This is a genomic window from Rathayibacter sp. VKM Ac-2801, assembly GCF_009834245.1.
GTDB lineage: Bacteria > Actinomycetota > Actinomycetes > Actinomycetales > Microbacteriaceae > Rathayibacter.
Genome location: NZ_CP047183.1, coordinates 1,248,563 through 1,268,363, shown reverse-complemented (window position 1 = coordinate 1,268,363; position 19,801 = coordinate 1,248,563). Strand labels below are relative to the sequence as shown.

Below are 19,801 nucleotides of genomic sequence, written 5' to 3'. Positions count from 1 at the left end.
CCCGCCGCCGTCCATGGGGATCGAGCAGGCGGCACCGCCGCCGGATCGAGATCCCCCGCGACGGACGCCCGCCCGTCAGACCGCGGGCCAGCTCTCGGGGCCCTCGCTGCCCGCCGGGTACTCGTCGAGCGGCACCCGGTCCGCGTGCCAGGCGTCGAGCGCGGGCTGCACGATGCGCCAGCACTCCTCGGCGGCGTCCCCGCGGACCGAGAGCGACGGGTCGTCGTCGAGGATCCCCGAGATGACCTCGCCGTAGGCCAGCAGCTGGCCTGCGCCGAAGGTCGCCTCCAGTGAGGCGCGCTCGAGCGTGTACGGGTCGCCGGGGCCGTTGATGTTCAGCTCGAGCGACATCTGGTCGGGCGCGAGGAAAAGCCGGAGCACGGACGGCGCCTCGGTGCCCACGAAGCCGCGGGGAAGGTGCGGCACCGGCTTGAAGCGGATGACCACTTCGCGCCGCCGCTCCCCGAGAGCCTTGCCGGAGCGGAGGGTGAACGGCACGCCGGCCCAGCGCCAGGTGTCGATCTCGACGACCAGCTCGGCCAGCGTCTCGGTCTGGCGAGCGGGGTCCACGCCCTTCTCGTCCGCGTAGGCGGGCAGCTCGCGACCGTCGATCGTCCCCGCCGTGTAGCGGGCACGGCGCGAGCTCGCGGCGGGGTCGTCGCCGTGCAGGCGCGTGGCGCGCAGGACGATCGACTTCGCGTCCCGGAGGTCGGCCGCGTCGAGCGAGGACGGCGGCTCCATCGCGATCACCGCGAGGACCTGCAGCAGGTGGCTCTGGATCATGTCGGTCAGCGCGCCCGCGCCGTCGTAGTAGCTCGCCCGCCCCTCCAGAGCCAGCTGCTCGTCGTAGACGATCTCGACGCTCTCGATGTGCTCCGCCGACCACAGCGGCTCGAGGATCCGGTTCGCGAAGCGCAGGCCGAGCACGTTCATCACCGTCGCGCGGCCGAGGAAGTGGTCGACGCGGTGGATGCGGTCCTCGGGGACGAGCGCGGCGAGGCGCTCGTTGAGGGCGTGGGCGCTCGCCTCGTCGGTCCCGAACGGCTTCTCCAGCGCCAGCACAGTGCCCTCCGGCAGGTCGTGGGCGGCGAGCGCCTCGCAGGCCTTCGCCGCGATCGCCGGAGGGAGGGCGAAGTAGACCGCCACCGGCCCGTCGCAGCTCGCGAGCAGGGCGGCGAGCGCCTCCGGATCCGTGACGTCGATCTGCTGGTAGCGCGTGCCGGAGGTGAGCGCGTCCACGCCCTCGCCCCGCGCCTCGACGGTGGCGAAGGAGGCGGTCAGCACCTCGTGCCAGTGCCCCTGGGTCCAGTCCTCGCGTCCCGCGCCGACGAGGTGGAGCCGCCGGTCGGTCTCGCGGGTCAGCATCTGGCCGACGGCGGGGAGGAGGAGCCGCGAGGACAGGTCCCCCGTCGCTCCGAGGATGAGCAGGGTCGAGACGGTCTGTGCCATGCGGCTCACCCTACGGCGGCGCTGAGGAGCCCCGCTCCGCCTTGACTGGGAGGCCACAGCCGCACCTGAGAGGATCGCCGCATGGTCTCCCCGATCGAGGACTACGCCGTCCTCTCCGACTGCCGCACGGCCGCTCTCGTCTCCCGCGATGGGGGGATCGATTGGCTGTGCCTGCCGCGCTTCGACTCCGCCTCCGTCTTCGGCGCCCTCCTCGGCGGCGACGACCAGGGGCGCTGGTCGCTGCGGCCGGTGGACGCGGAGGCGACGAGCGAGCGTCGCTACCTCGGCGACACGCTCGCGCTGGTCACCCGCTGGACGACTCCCACGGGCGTCGTCGAGGTGGTCGACGTGATGCCGCTGCGCGACGAGCGGGCAGAGCTGGTCCGCCGGGTGCGCGGAGTGTCGGGGACCGTGCGGATGCGGCAGGAGCTGCGCATCCGCTTCGACTACGCCCGCACCATGCCGTGGGTGCGGCAGGAGGGGACGGACGAGGACCCGCTGCTCGTCGCCGTCGCCGGTCCCGACGCGGTCGTGGTGCGCGGAGTGCGGCTGAAGGCCGTCGACCACACCCACGCCGCGGAGTTCGACGTCGATGCGGACGCGGTCGTCGACCTCTCGATGGCGTGGTTCCCCTCGCACCAGCGCGCCCCGAAGCGCCTCGACGTCGACCGCGCGCTCGAGCGCACGCTCTCCTGGTGGTCCGAGTGGGCGTCGGCGATCGACTACGACGGCCCGCACCGCGACGCCGTCGTCCGCTCGCTGCTGACCCTCCGCGCCCTCACCGACGACGAGACCGGCGGCATCGTCGCGGCGGCGACGACCTCGCTCCCGGAGCAGTTCGGCGGCGCCCGCAACTGGGACTACCGCTACGTGTGGCTCCGAGACGCCTCGCTCACCCTGCAGGCCCTGCTCGCGCACGGGTTCGAGCAGGAGGCGCAGAAGTGGCGGGCCTGGCTGCTCCGCGCGGTGGCCGGCGCCCCGGAGGACGTCCAGATCATGTACGGCCTCGCCGGCGAGCGCGACCTGCCCGAGCGCGAGATGCCGAGCCTGCCCGGCTACGACGGCGCCTCCCCGGTGCGGATCGGCAACGCCGCCGTCGACCAGTACCAGGCGGACGTGATCGGCGAGGTGATGGTCGCCCTGCACGAGGCCCGCGTGGCCGGAGTGGACGAGACCGAGTTCTCCTGGCCGCTCCAGCGCGCGCTCCTGGGCTTCGTCGAGACCAACTGGCAGCGGCCGGACAACGGCATCTGGGAGATCCGGGGCGAGCCGCGCCACTTCACGCACTCGCGGGTCATGATCTGGGCCGCTCTCGACCGGGGCGTCCGCGCCGTGCGCGAGAACGGCCTGCCCGGTCCGGTCGAGACCTGGGAGCGCCTCCGCGACGAGGTGCGCGCCGAGATCGAGGCCCAGGGCTACGACGCCGAGCGCGGCCACTTCGTGCAGTCCTACGGCTCGCCCGAGGTCGACGCGTCGCTCCTCGTGCTGCCGATGGTCGGCTTCGTCCCCGCCGACGACCCGCGGATGCTGGGCACCGTCGCGGAGCTGGAGCGCGTGCTCCTGCAGGACGGCCTGCTGCACCGCTACCGGACCGAGTCCTCGGTCGACGGCCTGGCCGGCGGCGAGCACCCGTTCCTCGCCTGCTCCTTCTGGCTCGTCCGCCAGTACGCCGACTCCGGCCGGATCGACGACGCGCGGACCCTGATGGACCGGCTCGTCGGGCTCTGCAACGACGTGGGCCTCCTCTCGGAGGAGTACGACGTCGAGGGTCGCCGGCACGCGGGCAACACCCCCCAGGCCCTCTCCCACCTCGCCCTCGTGCAGGCGGCCGACGCGATCACGGCGGCCCGATGAGGCGCCGCCGCATCGTGCTCGCGAGCATCGGCGGAGTCCTCGGAGTCGCGGTCCTCGGCTTCCTCACCTGGAGCTCGATCGTCAGCGGCCCCGACGAGGACGCCCTCGCGCGGGTGCGCGCCGATCCGGCGATCGCGGTCGAGCGCACGGACAACGCGCTCGTGATGACGCCGACCTCGACCGGCGAGCTGGCCGGCACGGGCCTGGTCTTCATCCCCGGAGCGAAGGTCGACGCCTCCTCCTACGAGGCGACCCTGGCGCCGCTGGTGGACGCCGGAGCGACCGTCGTGATCACGCGGCCGATCCTGCACCTGGCCTTCTTCGACCTGCGCTCCCTCGAGACCTTCACCGGCCAGGCCGAGGGCGTCGACCGCTGGCTCGTCGGCGGCCACTCCCTCGGCGGCGTGAGGGCCTGCCAGTGGGCCGACGGCCCGGGGGTGGCGGGCCTGGTGCTGCTCGGCAGCTACTGCGCGAACGACCTCTCGGGCTCCGAGCTCCCCGTCCTCAGCGTCAGCGGATCGGAGGACGGGCTCAGCACGCCCGAGAAGGTCGCCGACGCGAGCGTCCGGCTGCCCTCCTCCGCCGACCTCGTCGAGATCGACGGCGCGAATCACGCCGACTTCGGCTGGTACGGGCCGCAGGCGGGCGACGGCGAGGCGACCATCAGCCACGAGGAGGCGGACGCCCGCATCGCCGAGGCCCTCCTGGGCTTCAGCCGCGAGGTCGGCTGAGTCGGCCGCTCCCGCTTGACCTCGAGCGCACTCGAAGTCGTAGGTTGACGCCATGTCCACCGCCACCGCCGCCCCGGCCGAGCCGGAGGTGCTGTCGATCTCGCAGGTCGCCGCCGTCACCGGTCTCACCGTGCACACCCTGCGCTACTACGAGCGCGCCGGGCTCATGCTCGACCCGGTCGAGCGCGCCTCGTCGCAGCACCGCCGCTACCGGCCGGCCGACGTCGGCTGGGTCGACTTCCTCACCAAGCTCCGCGCGACCGGGATGCCGATCGCGCGGATCCGCGAGTACGCCCGGCTCCTCCGGATCGGGCCCGCGACGGAGCCGGAGCGCCTCGCGCTGCTCCGGACGCACCGCGAGGAGGTCGAGGCGCAGCTCGCCCGGACGCACGCCAGCCTCGCCGCGATCGACATCAAGATCGCGGCGTACCAGGAGAGGACCACCCACTGATGAAGACGATCACCCTCGGATCCGACGTCGCCGCCCTCGAGGTCTCGCGCCTCGGCCTCGGCGCGATGGGCATGTCGGCGTTCTACACCGGCGCCGGCACCGACGACGCGGAGTCGATCCGCACCGTGCACCGCGCCCTCGAGCTCGGCGTCACGTTCCTCGACACCGCCGAGATCTACGGCCCGTACACCAACGAGGAGCTGCTCGGCCGCGCGCTGGCCGGCCGCCGCGACGAGGTCGTGCTGGCGAGCAAGTTCGGCATGATCCGCCACCGCGGCGACGGGGGCCGCGGACTCGACGGCTCCCCGGAGAACCTGCGGCTCGCCGTCGAGGGCTCGCTCACGCGCCTCGGCACCGACCGCATCGACCTCTACTATCAGCACCGCATGGATCCGGGCGTCCCGGTCGAGGAGACCGCCGGTGCCTTCGCGGAGCTGATCCAGGAGGGCAAGCTCCGCGGCTACGGCCTCTCGGAGGCGGCGCCCGCGACGATCCGCCGCGCTCACGCCGTGCACCCGGTCACCGCGGTGCAGTCCGAGTACTCGCTCTGGACCCGCGACCCCGAGGCGGAGGTGCTGCCGGTCCTCCGCGAGCTCGGCATCGGCTTCGTGCCGTACTCGCCGCTGGGCCGCGGCTTCCTCACGGGCAGCATCCGCTCGGTCGACGAGCTGGGCAGCGACGACTTCCGCCGCGACAACCCCCGCTTCGCCGACGGAGCGCTGGAGGCGAACCTCCGCATCGTGGAGGCCGTCGACCGCGTGGCGGCCGAGGCGGACGCGACCGCCGCGCAGGTGGCGCTCGCCTGGCTGCTCGCCCAGGGAGACGACATCGCTCCGATCCCGGGCACCAAGCGCGTCTCGCGCATCGAGGAGAACGCCGCCGCGGACGCCCTCGTGCTGACTCCGGAGCAGCTCGACGTCCTCGGCTCGCTCGAGGCCCCCGTCGGCGACCGCTACGCCGACATGAGCTCCGTCAACCGCTAGCCCCCCCCGCTCCGACCCCCGCGAGATGCCACCTGTGACGCCCGTGCTCAGCGTGTCGTCGTCACAGGTGGCATCTCGCGGAGGGGGTCAGTCGCGCGGGTCGCGGGTGGGGACTCCGCGGGTGTCGCGGGTCGGGGTGTCCCGCAGGTCGATGAGACCCGTGAACATCGCGCCGCGCTCGTTCGAGCGCTCGTCGCCCGAGAAGAGGTTGTCCGGGGCGGAGGACCCGTGCCGGCGCGGGGTCGCGGTGGGGGCGGGCTCCCGCTCCATCTCGACGCGCTGGCGCGGGAGGGCGACGGGGTCGTTCTCGTGCAGCCACGAGACGAGCCGCTCGCGCACGTAGCAGCGCAGGTCGAAGAGCGTCGGCGCGTCCTTCGCGGTGACGAGCACCCGGATCCGGACGAAGCCGCCCGTCGCGTCGGTCACCTGCAGCACGCTCGTCCGCCCGTCCCAGAGGTCGGTCTCCTCGAGCATGCTGTGCAGCTCGTCGCGCATCTGCTCGGGGCTCACCCGCCAGTCCAGGTCGAGCTCGACGGCGCCGAGCAGCTCGGACCCTGTGCGGGTCCAGTTCTGGAACGGCTGGGTCGTGAAGTAGTTCGTGGGCAGCACCAGCCGGCGGTCGTCCCAGAGGTGGACGACGACGTAGGTCAGCGTGATCTCCTCGATCCGCCCCCACTCGTTCTCGACGATCACCACGTCGTCCAGGCGGATGGCGTCGCTGAAGGCGAGCTGCATCCCGGCGAAGATGTTCGTGAGGCTCGACTGCGCGGCCAGGCCCGCCACGATCGAGAGCACGCCGGCCGACGCCAGGAGGCTCGCACCGGCCGTGCGCGCCTCGGGGAAGGTCAGCAGCGACGCGCCGATCGCGATGACCACGACGGCCGCCACGGCGACCCTCCGGATGATCGTCATCTGGGTGCGGAGGCGGCGGGCCCGGCGGTTGTCGGCCGTGTCGGTCCGGTAGCGCTCGGCGCCCAGGTCCTCGAGGAACACGAACAGGGAGCCGATCACCCACGCCGCCGCGCCGATGGTGGCGATCTGGAACACCCGCTGCACGAGGCCGGGCCAGGGGTCCCCCGACACGGTGGCGGCGAGCGCGGCCCAGACCGCGATGGTCATCAGCAGCACGCGGAACGGGATGCGCAGGCGCCGGATCAGCAGGCGCGCCCAGGTCTTGCGCTTGCCGACGGAGCGCAGCACGAGGGCGACCACGGCGGTCGCGACGACGGCGATCACGACCGCGATCACCACGGCGAGCGCGATCGAGCCGATCACGGGGAGGACGTCTTCGGGCACATCGGTCCTTTCTGGAGGGGAAAACGGAAGCGAACGGAGATCCTGCCACGCGAACGGGGGTCGATGCGCGTCCTGCGCCGGACACCGTGCGGATGCTCAGGCGCTGCCGATCCCGCTCCTCCGCCGCACGCGCAGTCAGGATCCTGCAGGCGGCCGGGAGCCGTCGCCGGCCTGCAGCCCTGGTCGGCGGACCGCGGGAGGCGCCTCCACGAGTCCGGTCGGGCCCGGACTGGCACCGGGAACAGCCGGCCCCGGGAACGACGAAGCCCCGCACCTCACGAGGAGGTGCGGGGCTGGTGGTGCACCCCCTCGGACTTGAACCGAGAACCCACTGATTAAGAGTCAGTTGCTCTGCCGATTGAGCTAGAGGTGCATTTCGTCCGGCTGATCGTGCGTGCCGAACCGAGGGATCACACTACCAGCGTCTCCCCCCGTCTCGTCAAATCGAGCGCGGCGGACCGCCCGCGGCGACGATCGGAGCCTCCGCTGGGCCCACCGGTATCGTGGGCGTGTGACCCCCCAGAGCGCTGACCAGAGCTTCGACGACGACCTCCGACTCGCCCTCCGCCTGGCGGACGCGGCCGATGCGATCTCGCGGGAGCGGTTCGGCGCGCTCGACCTCGTCGTGGACACGAAGCTCGACCGCACCCCGGTCACCGACGCCGACCGCGCCGTCGAGGAGGCGATCCGCTCGCTGCTCGCCGCCGAGCGCCCGGACGACGCGATCCTCGGCGAGGAGTTCGGCACCTCGGGCGAGGCCTCGCGGCAGTGGATCCTCGACCCGATCGACGGCACCGCCCACTTCCTCCGCGGCGTCCCGATCTGGGCGACCCTGATCGCGCTCGCGGTCGACGGCGTCCCCGTCGTCGGAGTCGTCTCCGCTCCCGCTCTCGGCACGCGCTGGTGGGCGGCCGAGGGCTCGGGTGCCTGGGCCGTCGAGCTGGAGGCCGGGGCCGAGCCGCGCCCGCTCCGCGTCTCGGGGATCGACACCCTCGCCTCGGCGACCTTCAGCTACAACAGCATCCAGCAGTGGGACGGCGCGGGCCGCCTCCCGCAGCTGCTCGAGCTCGCCGGCGCCGTCTGGCGCGACCGGGCCTACGGAGACGCGTGGCCCTACATGCTCGTCGCCGAGGGGCTCCTCGACGGTGCGGGCGAGTTCGACGTGAAGCCCTACGACCTGGCCGCCCTGGTGCCGATCGTGCAGGAGGCGGGCGGCCGCTTCACCTCCGCCGACGGGGAGGACGGGCCTTGGCACGGCAGCGCCGTCGCCACCAACGGACTGCTGCACGACGAGGTGCTCGCGATCGTGGCGCCGCGATGAGGAGCCGGACGGCCGCGCTCGCCTCGGCGGCGCTCCTCCTGCTCCTCTCGGGCTGCTCCTCCGTCGTCGGGCCGGACGGTCCCGAGGCTGTGCGCGACGAGGGCGGCACGGTGGCGACCGCCGGCGTCTCCGACGTGTTCTCCCTGCGCCGCGGCGACTGCCTGGCCGACCCGGGCGACGACCGCATCGCCGACGTCGACGTCGTGCCGTGCGCCGAGGAGCACGCGCTGGAGGTCTTCCACACGTTCGCGCAGCCCGGAGACCGCTACACCAGCCGCAACACGCTGCTCGCCCAGGCCGAGGCGGGCTGCGAGCCGGAGTTCGGCGCCGTGATGGGGATCGCCTACGGGGACTCCGCCCTCGAGTACCGCTCGCTGGTCCCCTCCGAGGTCGGCTGGCGCCACGGCGACCGCACGATCGTCTGCGCCGTCCTCGATCCGGCCGACGACTCCACCACCGGCAGCCTCTTCGGCTCCGCTCGCTGACCACGGCTCCGGTCGACCCCCCGTTCGGCTCATTGACACGCGCCCCGGCGGAGCGCAGGGTGAAGGGACGACCGGCAGGCGCGAGGGGGCGCGGAGACCGGCGGCTCAGGAGTCGACATGCAGGACCGGCACGACCAGGAACCCCCCGAGCGCTCGCGCACGGCCGAGCAGCACTGGGGACCGGCCGACAGCCTGTTCCCGAGGCTCCACCGGCAGAGCTCCCTGCTCGCCGCGGCGGAGGCGGTCGCGGAGGTCGACGGGCCCGGCCCGGGGGACGTCTGGTCGCGGCTCCTGCACGACTACGCGCACGTCTCCGACCGGGTCGTCTCGGTGGACGGCGACGCCGAGGCCGCCACGCTCGGCTGGCTGAAGCCGCGCGGGGTGGTCTCGCTGCTGGTCACCGAGCGGTGCGACGACGACGCGGCCGCCGAGCACCTGGCGGCCGCGCTCGCCGCCATGAACGCCGTGACCCTCTCCGTGCACGAGGCGCGGGCCGCACGGCTCCGTCCTCTGCTGGAGGTGCTGCACCGGCTCCTCCCCGACGCGTTCGCCGAACTGCCGGTGAACCGGGGCGCCCACTACCCGGCCGGCACCGCCGTGGCCGTGCTGGCGCCGGGCGTGCTCTACCGGGACTGGGCCCCGCCGCAGGCCCTGGCCGGCCCGGCGCACGACGACGACGACCGGCTGGCGATGCTCACCCTCTACGGGCGGATCAGACAGCTCGACGTGCGCTCGTCCTGAGGGCGGTGGAGCGGAGCTCCCAGTGTGCGACGACGACCGGTGGTGGAGATGGGGGGAATCGAACCCCCGTCCATCGCTGTGATTCTGCGCCTTCTACGGGTGTAGCCGATGAGAGCGTTCTGCTCGGCCCCGACCGTTACCATCGGCGCATCGGTCGACGGGCCCAGCCCGAGTGCAAGTCCCGCGTCGCCCTCAGGCGTAACGACGCAGCAAGTCCTCTAGATGACGCCAGGATCCGGGGCGAGGACGCACCCACGGGCTGACGGACTATCTACTCTGGCTTAGGCAGCGAGAGCGAAGTCGGTGCGCTTCTGTTCGGCACCTGTGTTTTCCAGGGATCGTTGACGAGATGACCCTGGATCCTCGACCCGCTTCTCGCAGTTTCGCAGGCAATGTCGAAACCGATCATCCCCGCGAGCACTCGACGGCCCGGAGGCCGCTGGAGTGGGTCGTTCGTCGCACACTGTGGAGTTACGGGATCTAGTCTACCTCAGCTCCGCGGGCGGTCACCCGGCGGTGGCGCAGATCGAGAAGACCGAGCACGAGCGCGAGCGCGATCAGCCCGAGGGTGACGAAGTACCCGTTGCGGAAGGCGTCGTGGTACTGGTCCAGCCCCTCGGCCATCCCCTGCTCGCTCGCCAGCGTCGCGAAGAAGACGGCGGAGGCGCAGGCCGTCCCGACCGCGGTGCCCACGCGCTGGCCGAGCTGGCCGACGGAGCCCGCCACGCCGCCCTGCGCCGGCGGGATCTCGGCGAGGGTGAGCGTCTGGTTCGGCGACACGACGAACCCGCCACCGGCCCCGGCGACGAGCATCGCGGCACCCATGCCGTAGGCCGCGGTCTCGGCGGGGAGGAGCTCGGCGGCGAGCAGCACGAGCGTGAAGCCGATGACCACGAGCACGATGCCCAGCACCACCAGCGCGCGGCCGTAGCGCTGCACCAGCTTGCCGCCGTACCAGGCGGTCACCGCCGAGGTCAGCGCGAACGGGATGCTCACCATTCCGGCGAACACCGGCTCGAGGCCGAGCCCCTGCTGGAGGAAGAGCGTGGTGAGGAGGAAGGTCGCCGGGATCGCGGCGAAGTAGGAGGTCGCGACCAGGATGCCGTTGCGGTACGAGCTGGTCCGGAAGATGCGGAAGTCGATGACGGGCGTCCGCCCCGACGCCGCGTAGTGGGCCTCCCAGCGCACGAAGACCGCGGCGGCCGCCGCCGCGAGGACCAGCCAGAACCAGCGGTAGGGCGAGTCCGAGGAGGAGCCGGTGGTGAGCAGGAACGGCAGCATGAACGCGAAGATCGCGACCGCCAGCAGCAGCAGGCCGACCGGGTCGAGGGACCTGTCCCCCTTGGGCCGGGACCGCTTCTTCGGGATCAGCTTCCAGGCGAACACGAGCGCGGCGACGCCCAGCGGGATGTTCATCCAGAACAGCAGGCGCCAGCCGTCCTGCTCGCCGCCGATCGCGATCAGGAGGCCGCCGAGGGTCGGGCCGAAGGCTGTCGACAGGCCGATGGTCGCGCCGAAGACTCCGAAGGCCCGGGCCCGCTCGGCGCCGGTGAACATCTGCTGCACCAGCCCGAGGACCTGCGGCATCTGGATGCCCGCGGCGACGCCCTGCAGGAAGCGCGCGACGACGAGCAGCTCGATCGACGGGGCGATCGCGCAGAGCAGGCTCGTGATCGTGAACGCGGTCAGCCCGATGAGGAACAGAAGGCGCCTCGAGCGGATGTCGCCCAGCCGGCCGGCCGGAACGAGCGCCAGGCCGAAGGCGAGCGCATAGCCCGCGACGATCAGCTGCAGCTGGCTCGCGTCCGCTCCGAGCGAGCGCTCGATCGACGGCAGGCCGACGTTCACCTTCGAGAGGTCGAGGATCGTGATGGCCGCGACTCCGACGCTCACCGCGAAGGCGCGCCACCGCGTTTTCTCATCGGCGGCGCTCAGGGCGGCGGGGGCGCTGTTCTCGGAGGAGGTCACGCGCCCCAGTCTCCCAAAGCACCGGACGCGAAGAAGAGGCTTGCGCGGCACCCGTCGGGCATCCCCCGCCGCGGGGCCTACTCGCCGAGGCGGCGGCGGGTCGCCATCGCGCGGTCCGCCTCGCGGCGGTCCTGGCGCTCGCGGAGCACCTGGCGCTTGTCGTAGTCCTTCTTGCCCTTGGCCACGGCCAGCTCGACCTTGGCCTTGCCGTCGCTGAAGTACAGCGAGAGCGGGATCAGCGTGTACCCGCCCTCCTTCACCTTGTTGTGGATCTTGAGGATCTGCGCCTTGTGCAGCAGCAGCTTGCGCTTGCGGCGCGGCGGGTGGTTCGTCCAGGTGCCCTGCGCCCACTCGTTGATGTGCACGGCGTCGAGCCACGCCTCTCCCCCGTCGACGAAGGCGTAGCCGTCGACGAGCGAGGCGCGGCCGGCCCGGAGGGACTTCACCTCGGTGCCGGTCAGCACGAGGCCCGCCTCATAGGTGTCCTCGATGAGGTAGTCGTGGCGCGCCTTGCGGTTGGTCGCGACGACCTTCTGTCCCTGTTCTCTGGGCACGGCTGCTCCTCGGGTCGCGAGCGGATGAAGGGGGCGGGCATCGTCGGGGCGATGCACGGGTGGGCCGCCCCGAACGGGACAGCCCACCAGTATACGTCCGGTCCGGGATCAGACCCGCAGGTACCGCGCGATCGCGACGTTGGCCGAGACGGCGGCGAGGACGATGCCGACCACGATCAGGATCGGCACGACGATCAGAGCGTCGTCCAGGCCCACGAAGGAGGTCAGCGGGATCCTGTACGCCAGGAACCCCTGCACGAAGAACTGCACGATGGCGACCACCGCGACTCCCGCGAGGACCGAGCCGACCAGCGCGGCGAAGACCCCCTCGAGGATGAACGGGGTCTGGATGAACCTGTTCGAGGCCCCCACGAGCCGCATGATGCCCAGCTCCCGTCTCCGCGAGAACGCCGAGAGGCGGATCGTGGTGGCGATGAGCAGCACGGCCGCGACGAGCATCAGGACGGCGATGCCGATCGCCGTGTAGCTCGCCGCGTTGAGGATCGAGAAGATCTGGTCGAGGTACTGCCGCTGATCGGTGACGCTCTCGACTCCGGAGACGCTCGACAGGCTCTCCACGATGACGTCCGACTGGGTCGGGTCCTTCAGGTTGATCCAGAAGGTCTGGTTGAGCAGGTCGGGAGTGACGTACTCGGCGACCGGGTTGCCCGCGAACTGCTCCTGGAAGTTCGCGTAGGCCTGGTCGTGGTCCTCGAAGTAGGAGCGGTCGATGTACGGCGCGAGAGTGGCCCCCTCGAGCTGGCCCTGCACCGCGTCGATCTGCTCGGCGGTGGCGTCGGAGCCGCTGCAGTTCGAGCCGCCGGAGGTGGCGGTGCACATGTACACCGCGACCTGCGCCTTGTCGTACCAGAAGTTCTTCATCTGGCCGATCTGCATCTGGAGCAGGATCGCCGTGCCTACGAAGGTGAGGGAGATGAAGGTCACCAGGATCACCGAGACGACCATGGAGACGTTGCGCCGGAGGCCGCTGGCGACCTCCGACCAGATCAGTGCGAATCTCACTTGACGGGTCCTACGTTCTGCTGGTCGTCGCCGGTCTCGTCGCCCTCGCCCGCGTGGGCGCGGAGGCCGAGGCGCGCGGCGAGCGACTCCTCGGGCAGGGCGCCGGTGTCGGCGGGGAGGAAGATCGGACCGGTCTGGCTCTGCAGCTCGACGACGCGCGGGGCGGCGGCGGGCTCGGCCGCGGGCTCCGGCTCGCGCTCGCGCTCCGGCTCGACGGCGGCGGAGCGGCGGCCCTCGGGGACGCGGGGCTGCGCGGCGGTCTGCGAGAGGCGGGTCGGCTCGGGCGGCGGGGCCGGAGCCTCCTGGCGGAGGTCGACCTCGGGGACCTCGGCGGGCGCGAGCTCGCTGTCGATGATCGCCGGGGGCGCCGGCTGCTCCGCGACCGCGTGGTCGTCGGCCGCCACGACCACGACGCCGTCGTGGACGACGGTGATGCTCTCGGTCTGGCCGTATCCGCCCTGGCTCTCGTCGCGGACGATGCTGCCGGCCGAGAGCTCGATGACGCGGCGCTTCATCTGGTCGACGATGCCGGCCTCGTGGGTCGCCATGATCACGGTCGTGCCGCCCGCGTTGATCCGCTCGAGCAGCGCCATGATGCCGGCGCTCGTGGTCGGGTCGAGGTTGCCCGTGGGCTCGTCTGCCAGCAGGACGGCCGGCTTGTTGACGACGGCGCGGGCGATCGCCACGCGCTGCTGCTCGCCGCCGGAGAGCTCGTGGGGCAGGCGCGAGGCCTTGCCCGCGAGGCCGACCATCTTGAGCGTGTCCGGGACCGCCTCCTGGATGTAGCCCTTCGATTTGCCGATCACCTGGAGGCTGAACGCGACGTTGTCGAAGACCGACTTGTTCGGCAGAAGCCGGAAGTCCTGGAACACCACGCCCATGTTGCGGCGGAAGTAGGGGACCTTGCGGCTCGAGATCTTGCCGAGGTTCTGCCCGAGCACGTGGATCGACCCGGAGGAGGGGCGCTCCTCCTTGAGGATCAGGCGGAGGCAGCTCGACTTGCCGGAGCCGGAGGCGCCGACGAGGAAGACGAACTCGCCCCGGAGGATCTCGAGATCGATGGCGTTGAGGGCGGGTCTCGTGCCGCCCCGATACTGCTTGGAGACGTTGTCGAAGCGAATCATGTCGGTACGAGGGTAAGCGACGATCCCGAGGAGTCCGCCGAGGGGGCGTGCGGCGCGTCGGTGGGGACGCGCCCGCGCCGCGCTAGGAGGACTTCCGCCAGCGGATCCCGGCGGCGATGAAGCCGTCCAGATCGCCGTCGAACACGTGCGAGGGGTTGCCGACCTCGTGGTCGGTGCGCAGGTCCTTCACCATCTGGTACGGAGCGAGGACGTAGCTGCGCATCTGGTCGCCCCAGCTCGCGGTGATGGTGCCGGCGAGCTCCTTCTTGGTGGCCGCCTCCTGCTCCTTCTGCAGCAGCAGGAGCCGCGACTGGAGCACGCGCATCGCCGCGGCGCGGTTCTGGATCTGGCTCTTCTCGTTCTGCATCGACACCACGGTGCCGGTGGGCAGGTGGGTGAGGCGCACCGCGGAGTCGGTGGTGTTCACCGACTGGCCGCCCGGGCCGGAGGAGCGGAAGACGTCCACGCGGATGTCGTTGTCCGGGATCTCGATCGCCCCGGCCTCCTCCATCAGCGGGATGACCTCGACCGCGGCGAAGGAGGTCTGGCGCTTGCCCGCGGCGCCGAAGGGGCTCATCCGCACGAGGCGGTGGGTGCCGGCCTCGACCGAGAGCGTGCCGAAGGCGTAGGGGGCGTCGATCTGGAAGGTGGCCGACTTGATGCCCGCCTCCTCCGCGTAGCTGGCGTCCATGACGGTCGCCGCGTACTTGTGCTTCTCGGCCCAGCGGAGGTACATGCGCATGAGCATCTCGGCGAAGTCGGAGGCGTCGACGCCGCCCGCGCCCGCGCGGATGGTGACCACGGCGGGGCGGTCGTCGTACTCGCCGTCGAGCAGGGTCTGCACCTCGAGCTCGCCCATGACCTTCTGGAGGGAGGAGAGCTCGGCGATCGCCTCCTGCTCGGACTCGGCGTCCTCGGCCTCGTTCGCCATCTCGACGAGCACCTCGAGATCGTCCAGGCGCCGGTCGATCGCGGTGATCCGCGCGAGCTCGGACTGGCGGTGGCTGAGGGCGCTGGTCACCTTCTGCGCGTTGGCCGTGTCGTCCCACAGGTCGGGGGCGCCGGCCTGCTCGCTGAGCTCGGCGATCTTCGAGCGGAGGCCGTCCACGTCGATGACGGCGCGGATGTCGGCGAAGGTGGAGCGGAGAGCAGTGATCTGCTCGGTGAAGTCGTTGTCCAGCATGGTGCGTCCAGACTACCGGGGGCCGGGGGCGGCCCTCCGGCCCGGGCGTACCCTGGGGACGGTGACCAGCACCGCTCCGCGCCCCTTCCCCGTCGGGCCGCTGCTGCTGTCGACCTTCCTCCCCACGCTCCTCTTCTCCATCGGCGAGGGGGCGATCATCCCCCTCCTGCCCGCCGCCGCGGGCGACCTCGGGGCGACGCTGGCTCTGGCGGGGCTCGTGGCCGGGATGATCATGATCGGCGAGCTGGCGGGCGACATCCCGAGCGGCTGGATCGTCTCGAGGATCGGCGAGCGCGGCGCGATGCTCGGAGCCTCGGCCGCGTCGATCCTCGGGCTCGTGGTGTGCCTGCTCTCGACGTCGTGGGTCGGGCTGACGATCGGCGTCTTCGTGATCGGCCTCGCGACCGCGGTCTTCGCGCTGGCGCGGCACGCGTTCATGACGTCGTTCGTCCCGATCACGCACCGCGCCCGCGCGCTCAGCGCCCTCGCCGGGGCGTTCCGCGCCGGCTGGCTGATCGGCCCGTTCCTGGCGGCCGGCGTGGTGCACGTCACCGGCTCCGTCGAGTCCGTCTTCTGGGTGCACATCGTCTGCTGCGTGGCGGCGGTCGTGGTCCTGCTGCTCGTGCCCGACCCCGCGACGGTCCTGCGGCGGGCGCAGGCCGCGGCCGACCGCGCCGCTCCGGACGACGTGGTCGCCGTACAGGCGTCGGCGACCGTCCCGGAGTCGCCGCAGTCGCTGCTCGGGACGCTGCGCGAGCACCGCGGAGTCCTCGCGCGGATGGGCTCGGGAGCCGCCCTGATCGGGGCGCTCCGGGCGAGCCGGACGCTGATCCTCCCCCTCTGGGCGGTGAGCATCGGGCTCGCCGAGACCGACACCGCGATCATCATCGGCATCGCCGGCGCGCTCGACTTCGCCCTCTTCTACGCCGGCGGCCAGCTGATGGACCGCTTCGGCCGGGGCGCCACCGCGATCCCCTCGATGATCGGCCTCGGGCTCGGCCACCTGGCGCTCGCCGCCTCCCTGTCCGCCGCGGATCCGGTGCCCTGGTTCGTCGCCGTGGCCTGCGTGCTCGCGGCCGCCAACGGCATCGGCTCCGGGATCCTGATGACCATCGGCGCCGATCTCGCGCCTCCCGCCGACCCGGCCCCGTTCCTCGGCGCGTTCCGCTTCACCGGTGACGCGGGCAACGCCGCGGCCCCGATCGTCGTGTCGGCGCTCACCGCCCTGGTCTCGCTCCCCTTCGCCGCCGTCGTGATGGGGGTGCTCGGTCTGGGCGGAGCGGGGGCGCTCGCCCGCTGGATCCCGCGGTACCTGCCGCGCGCCGCCCCCCGCGACTGAGGCGCGGGGCCCTCCTCCTACACTGGAGCCCGCACGCGGGAGTGGTGGAATGGCAGACACGCAGGATTTAGGTTCCTGTGCCGAGAGGCGTGAGGGTTCGAGTCCCTCCTTCCGCACGGGATCGGCCGGTACGCTGAGCGCGCTCGCGTGACCGCCGACCGGCCACCGGCCCCCGTCGACTGGAGATCCGTTGAACCACGCCGCCCTCGTCCCCTGGCTCGATCCGGAGACGATCCTGACCTCGTTCGGCCCCTGGGGCGTGCTCGTGGTCTGCCTCATCGTGTTCGCCGAGACCGGGCTCCTGATCGGCTTCCTCTTCCCGGGCGACACGCTGCTGATCATCACGGGCCTGCTGGCGCACGAGAACGCGTCGAACGGCGGCCTCGGCGTCCCGATCTGGCTCATCTGCCTGGCTGTCGGGTTCTCGGCCTTCGTCGGCGGCGAGGTCGGCTATCTGATCGGGCACAAGGCCGGCCCGCGCATCTTCGAGCGCAAGGAGTCCGGCTTCTTCAGCATCGAGAACGTGAAGCGGACCAATGCGTTCTTCGAGCGCTTCGGCGGCCTCGCCGTGATCCTCGCGCGCTTCGTGCCGATCGTCCGCACCTTCGCGCCGATCGCGGCGGGCGTGGCCCACATGAGCTACCGCAAGTACAGCCTCTACAACCTCATCGGCGCCCTCATCTGGGGCAGCGGTGTCACCCTGATCGGGTGGCTGCTCGCCTTCATCCCGCCGGTCGCCGACTTCGTCTCGCACTACATCGACGTGATCCTGATCGGCGCGGTCGTGCTCGCGCTGGTGCCAACGCTGTTCCACTTCTTCCAGCAGCAGCGCAAGGCGAAGCTCGCCGCGGACCCCGAGACCGACTCGAGCGAGTCGGCCGCCTACGTGCTCGACGCCGACACGCTGGACGACAAGCACCCGAAGTCCTGACCTCCGCCTCCGCGAGATGCCACTCGCGTACGCGACACGCCGACAGACGTGTACCGGAGTGGCATCTCGCGGTGGGGGCCGAGCCCGGGGTCAGAGGCGGGCGGACAGGGCGGCGAGCTCGGCGCGCAGCGCGGTGAACGCGCGCGCCCGGTGGCTCCGGGCGTTCTTCTGCTCGGGAGCGAGCTCGGCCGCCGTGAGCGCCCCGGCCTCGGGGATGAACACCGGGTCGTAGCCGTGCCCGTGGGTACCGCGCGGGGCCGTCGCGATCGCGCCGTCCCAGCGGCCCTCGACCACCGTCTCCTGCCCGCCGGGGAGCACGGAGTCCGGCACCACGAGGGCGATGGTGCAGCTGAAGTGCGCACCGCGGTGCTCCGCCTTCACGTCGTGCAGCTGCGCCAGGAGGAGCTCGAGGTTGGCCGTCGCGTCGTGCGCGCGTCCCGACCAGCGGGCCGAGAAGATGCCGGGGGCGCCGCCGAGGACGTCGACGCAGATCCCGGAGTCGTCCGCGAGCGCCACGAGGCCGGTGTGCGCCGACGCCGCGCGCGCCTTGATCAGCGCGTTCTCGGCGAAGCTCACGCCGTCCTCGACGGGCTCGGGTCCGTCGTAGGCGCGGACGCCGACCCCGGGGAGGGCGCCGGCCAGCATGGCGCGGAACTCCTCCACCTTGCCCGCGTTGTGCGTGGCGAGGACGAGGTCCAGGCTCACGCGCCGGGCTCCCCGGCGAGCGCCTCGGCCTGGATGCGCGCGAGGTCGGAGGCGCCGGCGACCGCGAGGTCGAGCAGGGCGTCGAGCTCGCGGCGGTCGAACGGGGCCCCCTCGGCGGTGCCCTGCACCTCGACGAACAGGCCGCGTCCAGTGACGGCGACGTTCATGTCGGTCTCGGCGCGCACGTCCTCGACATAGGCCAGGTCGAGCATCGGCACGCCGTCGATGATGCCGACCGACACCGCCGCGAGGCTGTCGATCAGCGGCTGCGCCTTCTGCCCCACGTACTTCTTGCCGCGCGCCCACTCGATCGCGTCGGCCATCGCCACGTACGCGCCGGTGATCGCCGCAGTGCGGGTGCCGCCGTCGGCCTGGAGGACGTCGCAGTCGATGACGAGGGTGTTCTCGCCGAGCGCCTTCGTGTCGACCACCGCGCGCAAGCTCCGGCCGATCAGCCGGGAGATCTCGTGCGTGCGCCCGCCGACCTTCCCCTTGACCGACTCGCGATCCATGCGGGAGTTGGTGGAGCGGGGCAGCATCGCGTACTCGGCGGTGACCCAGCCCTTGCCCTTGCCCTGCAGCCAGCGCGGCACGCCGTTGGTGAAGGAGGCGGTGCAGAGCACCTTGGTGTTCCCGAACGAGACGAGCGCGGATCCCTCGGCCTGGGTGCTCCAGCCGCGCTCGATCGTCACGGTGCGCAGCTCGTCGGGCGCACGCCCGTCCTTGCGCGCGGCCTTCGATGCGGTGCTGTCGGTCACTCGGGTCTCCCTCGGTCGTGCGGGAGCGCGGCCCGGTCGAGCTCGCGCAGGTTGATGGTGCCGGTCTCGACGAGGTCGACGCTCGAGACCTCCGGTCCGAGGAAGCGGCGGGCGAGGCGGACGAAGTCGCTCGAGCCCGTCTCCTCCCACCGGTACGTCGGAGGCGCGGCGGAGGTGCGCTGCAGGCCGTGCGCCACGAGGGTCCGGTAGACGTCGAGCGCGGTCTCCTCGGCGCTCGAGACGAGGCGGACGTCCGGCCCCATCACATACGCGATCGCACCGCGCAGCAGCGGGTAGTGGGTGCAGCCGAGGACGAGCGTGTCGACCCCCGCGGCCTTGAGCGGCGCGAGGTACTCCTCCGCCACCGCGAGAAGCTCATCGCTCCAGGTGACGCCCGCCTCGACGAACTCGACGAAGCGCGGGCAGGCGGCGGTGAACAGCTGCAGGTCGGGCGCGGCGACGAAGGCGTCGTCGTAGGCGCGGGAGCGGATCGTCCCGACCGTGCCGATCACGCCGACGCGGCGGTTGCGGGTGTCGCGGACAGCGCTGCGGACGGCGGGCTGGATGACCTCGATCACCGGGATGCCGCGGCCGAGCGTGTAGCGCTCGCGGGCGTCGCGCATCATCGCGGCCGAGGCGGTGTTGCAGGCGATGACGAGCAGCTTGGCGCCCTGGTCGACCAGCGTGTCGAGGGTGTCGAGGGCGTAGGCGCGGACGTCGGCGAGCGGCTTGGGCCCGTAGGGCGAGTGCGCGGTGTCGCCGAGGTAGACGATCGACTCGTTCTGCAGCTGGTCGATCACGGAGCGGGCGACGGTGAGCCCGCCGACTCCGGAGTCGAAGATGCCCAGCGGTGCGTCCGTCACGGGGGAACAGCCTACCCGCGCCCTGCGGCCCGGTCCCGGCCG

Annotated in this window: 19 protein-coding genes, 2 tRNA genes and 1 other RNA gene; 10 read left to right on the top strand and 12 right to left on the bottom strand. The window is 72.1% G+C overall.

Annotated features, from left to right (window positions below):
* Positions 1–75 precede the first annotated feature (75 nt).
* The gene (locus GSU45_RS05805) at positions 76–1,449 is read right to left on the bottom strand and encodes a glucose-6-phosphate dehydrogenase (RefSeq protein WP_208543502.1); all 1,374 of its coding nucleotides are present in this window, start codon (positions 1,447–1,449) and stop codon (positions 76–78) included.
* 81 nt (positions 1,450–1,530) lie between these two features.
* On the opposite strand from GSU45_RS05805, the gene GSU45_RS05800 reads away from it, so the two are divergent.
* From GSU45_RS05800 to GSU45_RS05785, 4 genes are read left to right on the top strand one after another with little or no spacing between them, the layout of a single operon-like run.
* Positions 1,531–3,303 carry a glycoside hydrolase family 15 protein gene (locus tag GSU45_RS05800; RefSeq protein WP_159913456.1) on the top strand — a complete coding sequence of 591 codons (1,773 nt, stop codon included), beginning with the start codon at positions 1,531–1,533 and terminating at the stop codon, positions 3,301–3,303.
* Positions 3,300–4,034, top strand: a complete 735-nt coding sequence (locus GSU45_RS05795; protein ID WP_159913454.1) for an alpha/beta hydrolase — start codon at positions 3,300–3,302, stop codon at positions 4,032–4,034. Before GSU45_RS05800 ends, GSU45_RS05795 begins: the two co-directional genes overlap by 4 nt.
* 52 nt (positions 4,035–4,086) lie before the next feature.
* Positions 4,087–4,485: a MerR family transcriptional regulator gene (locus GSU45_RS05790; RefSeq protein ID WP_104223551.1), complete on the top strand. Its 399-nt coding sequence runs from the start codon at positions 4,087–4,089 to the stop codon at positions 4,483–4,485.
* Positions 4,485–5,468: an aldo/keto reductase gene (locus GSU45_RS05785; RefSeq protein ID WP_159913452.1), complete on the top strand. Its 984-nt coding sequence runs from the start codon at positions 4,485–4,487 to the stop codon at positions 5,466–5,468. The genes GSU45_RS05790 and GSU45_RS05785 overlap by 1 nt, the downstream gene beginning before the upstream one ends.
* 87 nt (positions 5,469–5,555) lie before the next feature.
* Here GSU45_RS05785 and GSU45_RS05780 read toward each other — a convergent pair whose 3' ends face one another.
* Positions 5,556–6,764, bottom strand: a complete 1,209-nt coding sequence (locus GSU45_RS05780) for a mechanosensitive ion channel domain-containing protein (protein ID WP_208543501.1) — start codon at positions 6,762–6,764, stop codon at positions 5,556–5,558.
* Between the two features lie 297 nt (positions 6,765–7,061).
* Positions 7,062–7,137, bottom strand: a tRNA-Lys gene (locus GSU45_RS05775).
* A gap of 138 nt (positions 7,138–7,275) precedes the next feature.
* On the opposite strand from GSU45_RS05775, the gene GSU45_RS05770 reads away from it, so the two are divergent.
* From GSU45_RS05770 to GSU45_RS05760, 3 genes are all read left to right on the top strand, one after another.
* Positions 7,276–8,085 (top strand): inositol monophosphatase family protein, encoded by an 810-nt coding sequence (locus tag GSU45_RS05770; protein WP_159913450.1) that lies wholly within the window; start codon positions 7,276–7,278, stop codon positions 8,083–8,085.
* Positions 8,082–8,570, top strand: a complete 489-nt coding sequence (locus tag GSU45_RS05765; protein ID WP_159913448.1) for a septum formation family protein — start codon at positions 8,082–8,084, stop codon at positions 8,568–8,570. The genes GSU45_RS05770 and GSU45_RS05765 overlap by 4 nt, the downstream gene beginning before the upstream one ends.
* Positions 8,571–8,687: 117 nt before the next feature.
* Entirely contained in the window at positions 8,688–9,311 is a 624-nt protein-coding gene (locus tag GSU45_RS05760) for a hypothetical protein (protein ID WP_159913446.1), read from the top strand.
* 40 nt (positions 9,312–9,351) lie between these two features.
* Here the strand turns inward: GSU45_RS05760 and ssrA are convergent.
* The 6 genes from ssrA to prfB all read right to left on the bottom strand — a co-directional run bounded on the left by ssrA (position 9,352) and on the right by prfB (position 15,163).
* Positions 9,352–9,724, bottom strand: a transfer-messenger RNA (tmRNA) gene (ssrA, locus tag GSU45_RS05755).
* 67 nt (positions 9,725–9,791) lie between these two features.
* Positions 9,792–11,279, bottom strand: coding sequence for an MFS transporter (locus GSU45_RS05750; RefSeq protein WP_159913444.1), 1,488 nt, complete (start codon positions 11,277–11,279; stop codon positions 9,792–9,794).
* 77 nt (positions 11,280–11,356) lie between these two features.
* Entirely contained in the window at positions 11,357–11,833 is a 477-nt protein-coding gene (smpB, locus tag GSU45_RS05745) for an SsrA-binding protein SmpB (RefSeq protein ID WP_055793597.1), read from the bottom strand.
* A gap of 108 nt (positions 11,834–11,941) precedes the next feature.
* The gene (ftsX, locus tag GSU45_RS05740; protein WP_159913442.1) at positions 11,942–12,856 is read right to left on the bottom strand and encodes a permease-like cell division protein FtsX; all 915 of its coding nucleotides are present in this window, start codon (positions 12,854–12,856) and stop codon (positions 11,942–11,944) included.
* A complete protein-coding gene (gene ftsE / locus GSU45_RS05735; protein ID WP_159913440.1) occupies positions 12,853–13,980 on the bottom strand; it encodes a cell division ATP-binding protein FtsE in 1,128 nt (375 codons plus the stop codon). The genes ftsX and ftsE overlap by 4 nt, the downstream gene beginning before the upstream one ends.
* A gap of 82 nt (positions 13,981–14,062) precedes the next feature.
* Complete coding sequence (gene prfB / locus GSU45_RS05730) at positions 14,063–15,163, bottom strand: peptide chain release factor 2 (RefSeq protein WP_104226967.1); 1,101 nt, start codon at positions 15,161–15,163, stop codon at positions 14,063–14,065.
* A 61-nt stretch (positions 15,164–15,224) separates the two neighbouring features.
* Between prfB and GSU45_RS05725 the strand changes: the two genes are divergently transcribed.
* From GSU45_RS05725 to GSU45_RS05715, 3 genes are all read left to right on the top strand, one after another.
* On the top strand, positions 15,225–16,502 hold the full coding sequence (locus GSU45_RS05725; RefSeq protein WP_244248235.1) for an MFS transporter: 1,278 nt from the start codon (positions 15,225–15,227) through the stop codon (positions 16,500–16,502).
* Positions 16,503–16,537: 35 nt separating this feature from the next.
* Positions 16,538–16,618, top strand: a tRNA-Leu gene (locus GSU45_RS05720).
* A 74-nt stretch (positions 16,619–16,692) separates the two neighbouring features.
* Complete coding sequence (locus GSU45_RS05715) at positions 16,693–17,433, top strand: VTT domain-containing protein (RefSeq protein ID WP_159913436.1); 741 nt, start codon at positions 16,693–16,695, stop codon at positions 17,431–17,433.
* A gap of 90 nt (positions 17,434–17,523) precedes the next feature.
* Here the strand turns inward: GSU45_RS05715 and rdgB are convergent, their stop codons facing one another.
* From rdgB to murI, 3 genes are read right to left on the bottom strand one after another with little or no spacing between them, the layout of a single operon-like run.
* Entirely contained in the window at positions 17,524–18,138 is a 615-nt protein-coding gene (gene rdgB, locus GSU45_RS05710; RefSeq protein WP_159913434.1) for an RdgB/HAM1 family non-canonical purine NTP pyrophosphatase, read from the bottom strand.
* On the bottom strand, positions 18,135–18,896 hold the full coding sequence (rph, locus tag GSU45_RS05705; protein WP_159913432.1) for a ribonuclease PH: 762 nt from the start codon (positions 18,894–18,896) through the stop codon (positions 18,135–18,137). Before rph ends, rdgB begins: the two co-directional genes overlap by 4 nt.
* Positions 18,893–19,759, bottom strand: a complete 867-nt coding sequence (gene murI / locus GSU45_RS05700) for a glutamate racemase (RefSeq protein ID WP_104223566.1) — start codon at positions 19,757–19,759, stop codon at positions 18,893–18,895. The genes rph and murI overlap by 4 nt, the downstream gene beginning before the upstream one ends.
* Positions 19,760–19,801 lie beyond the last annotated feature (42 nt).

Bases quoted from the DNA above. Each gene is read 5' to 3' on its own strand.
- GSU45_RS05800 (WP_159913456.1), top strand. From the start codon at position 1,531: ATGGTCTCCCCGATCGAGGACTACGCCGTCCTCTCCGACTGCCGCACG.
- ftsE (WP_159913440.1), bottom strand. From the start codon at position 13,980: ATGATTCGCTTCGACAACGTCTCCAAGCAGTATCGGGGCGGCACGAGA.
- GSU45_RS05805 (WP_208543502.1), bottom strand. From the start codon at position 1,449: ATGGCACAGACCGTCTCGACCCTGCTCATCCTCGGAGCGACGGGGGAC.
- GSU45_RS05760 (WP_159913446.1), top strand. From the start codon at position 8,688: ATGCAGGACCGGCACGACCAGGAACCCCCCGAGCGCTCGCGCACGGCC.
- GSU45_RS05785 (WP_159913452.1), top strand. From the start codon at position 4,485: ATGAAGACGATCACCCTCGGATCCGACGTCGCCGCCCTCGAGGTCTCG.
- GSU45_RS05795 (WP_159913454.1), top strand. From the start codon at position 3,300: ATGAGGCGCCGCCGCATCGTGCTCGCGAGCATCGGCGGAGTCCTCGGA.
- GSU45_RS05790 (WP_104223551.1), top strand. From the start codon at position 4,087: ATGTCCACCGCCACCGCCGCCCCGGCCGAGCCGGAGGTGCTGTCGATC.
- GSU45_RS05765 (WP_159913448.1), top strand. From the start codon at position 8,082: ATGAGGAGCCGGACGGCCGCGCTCGCCTCGGCGGCGCTCCTCCTGCTC.
- prfB (WP_104226967.1), bottom strand. From the start codon at position 15,163: ATGCTGGACAACGACTTCACCGAGCAGATCACTGCTCTCCGCTCCACC.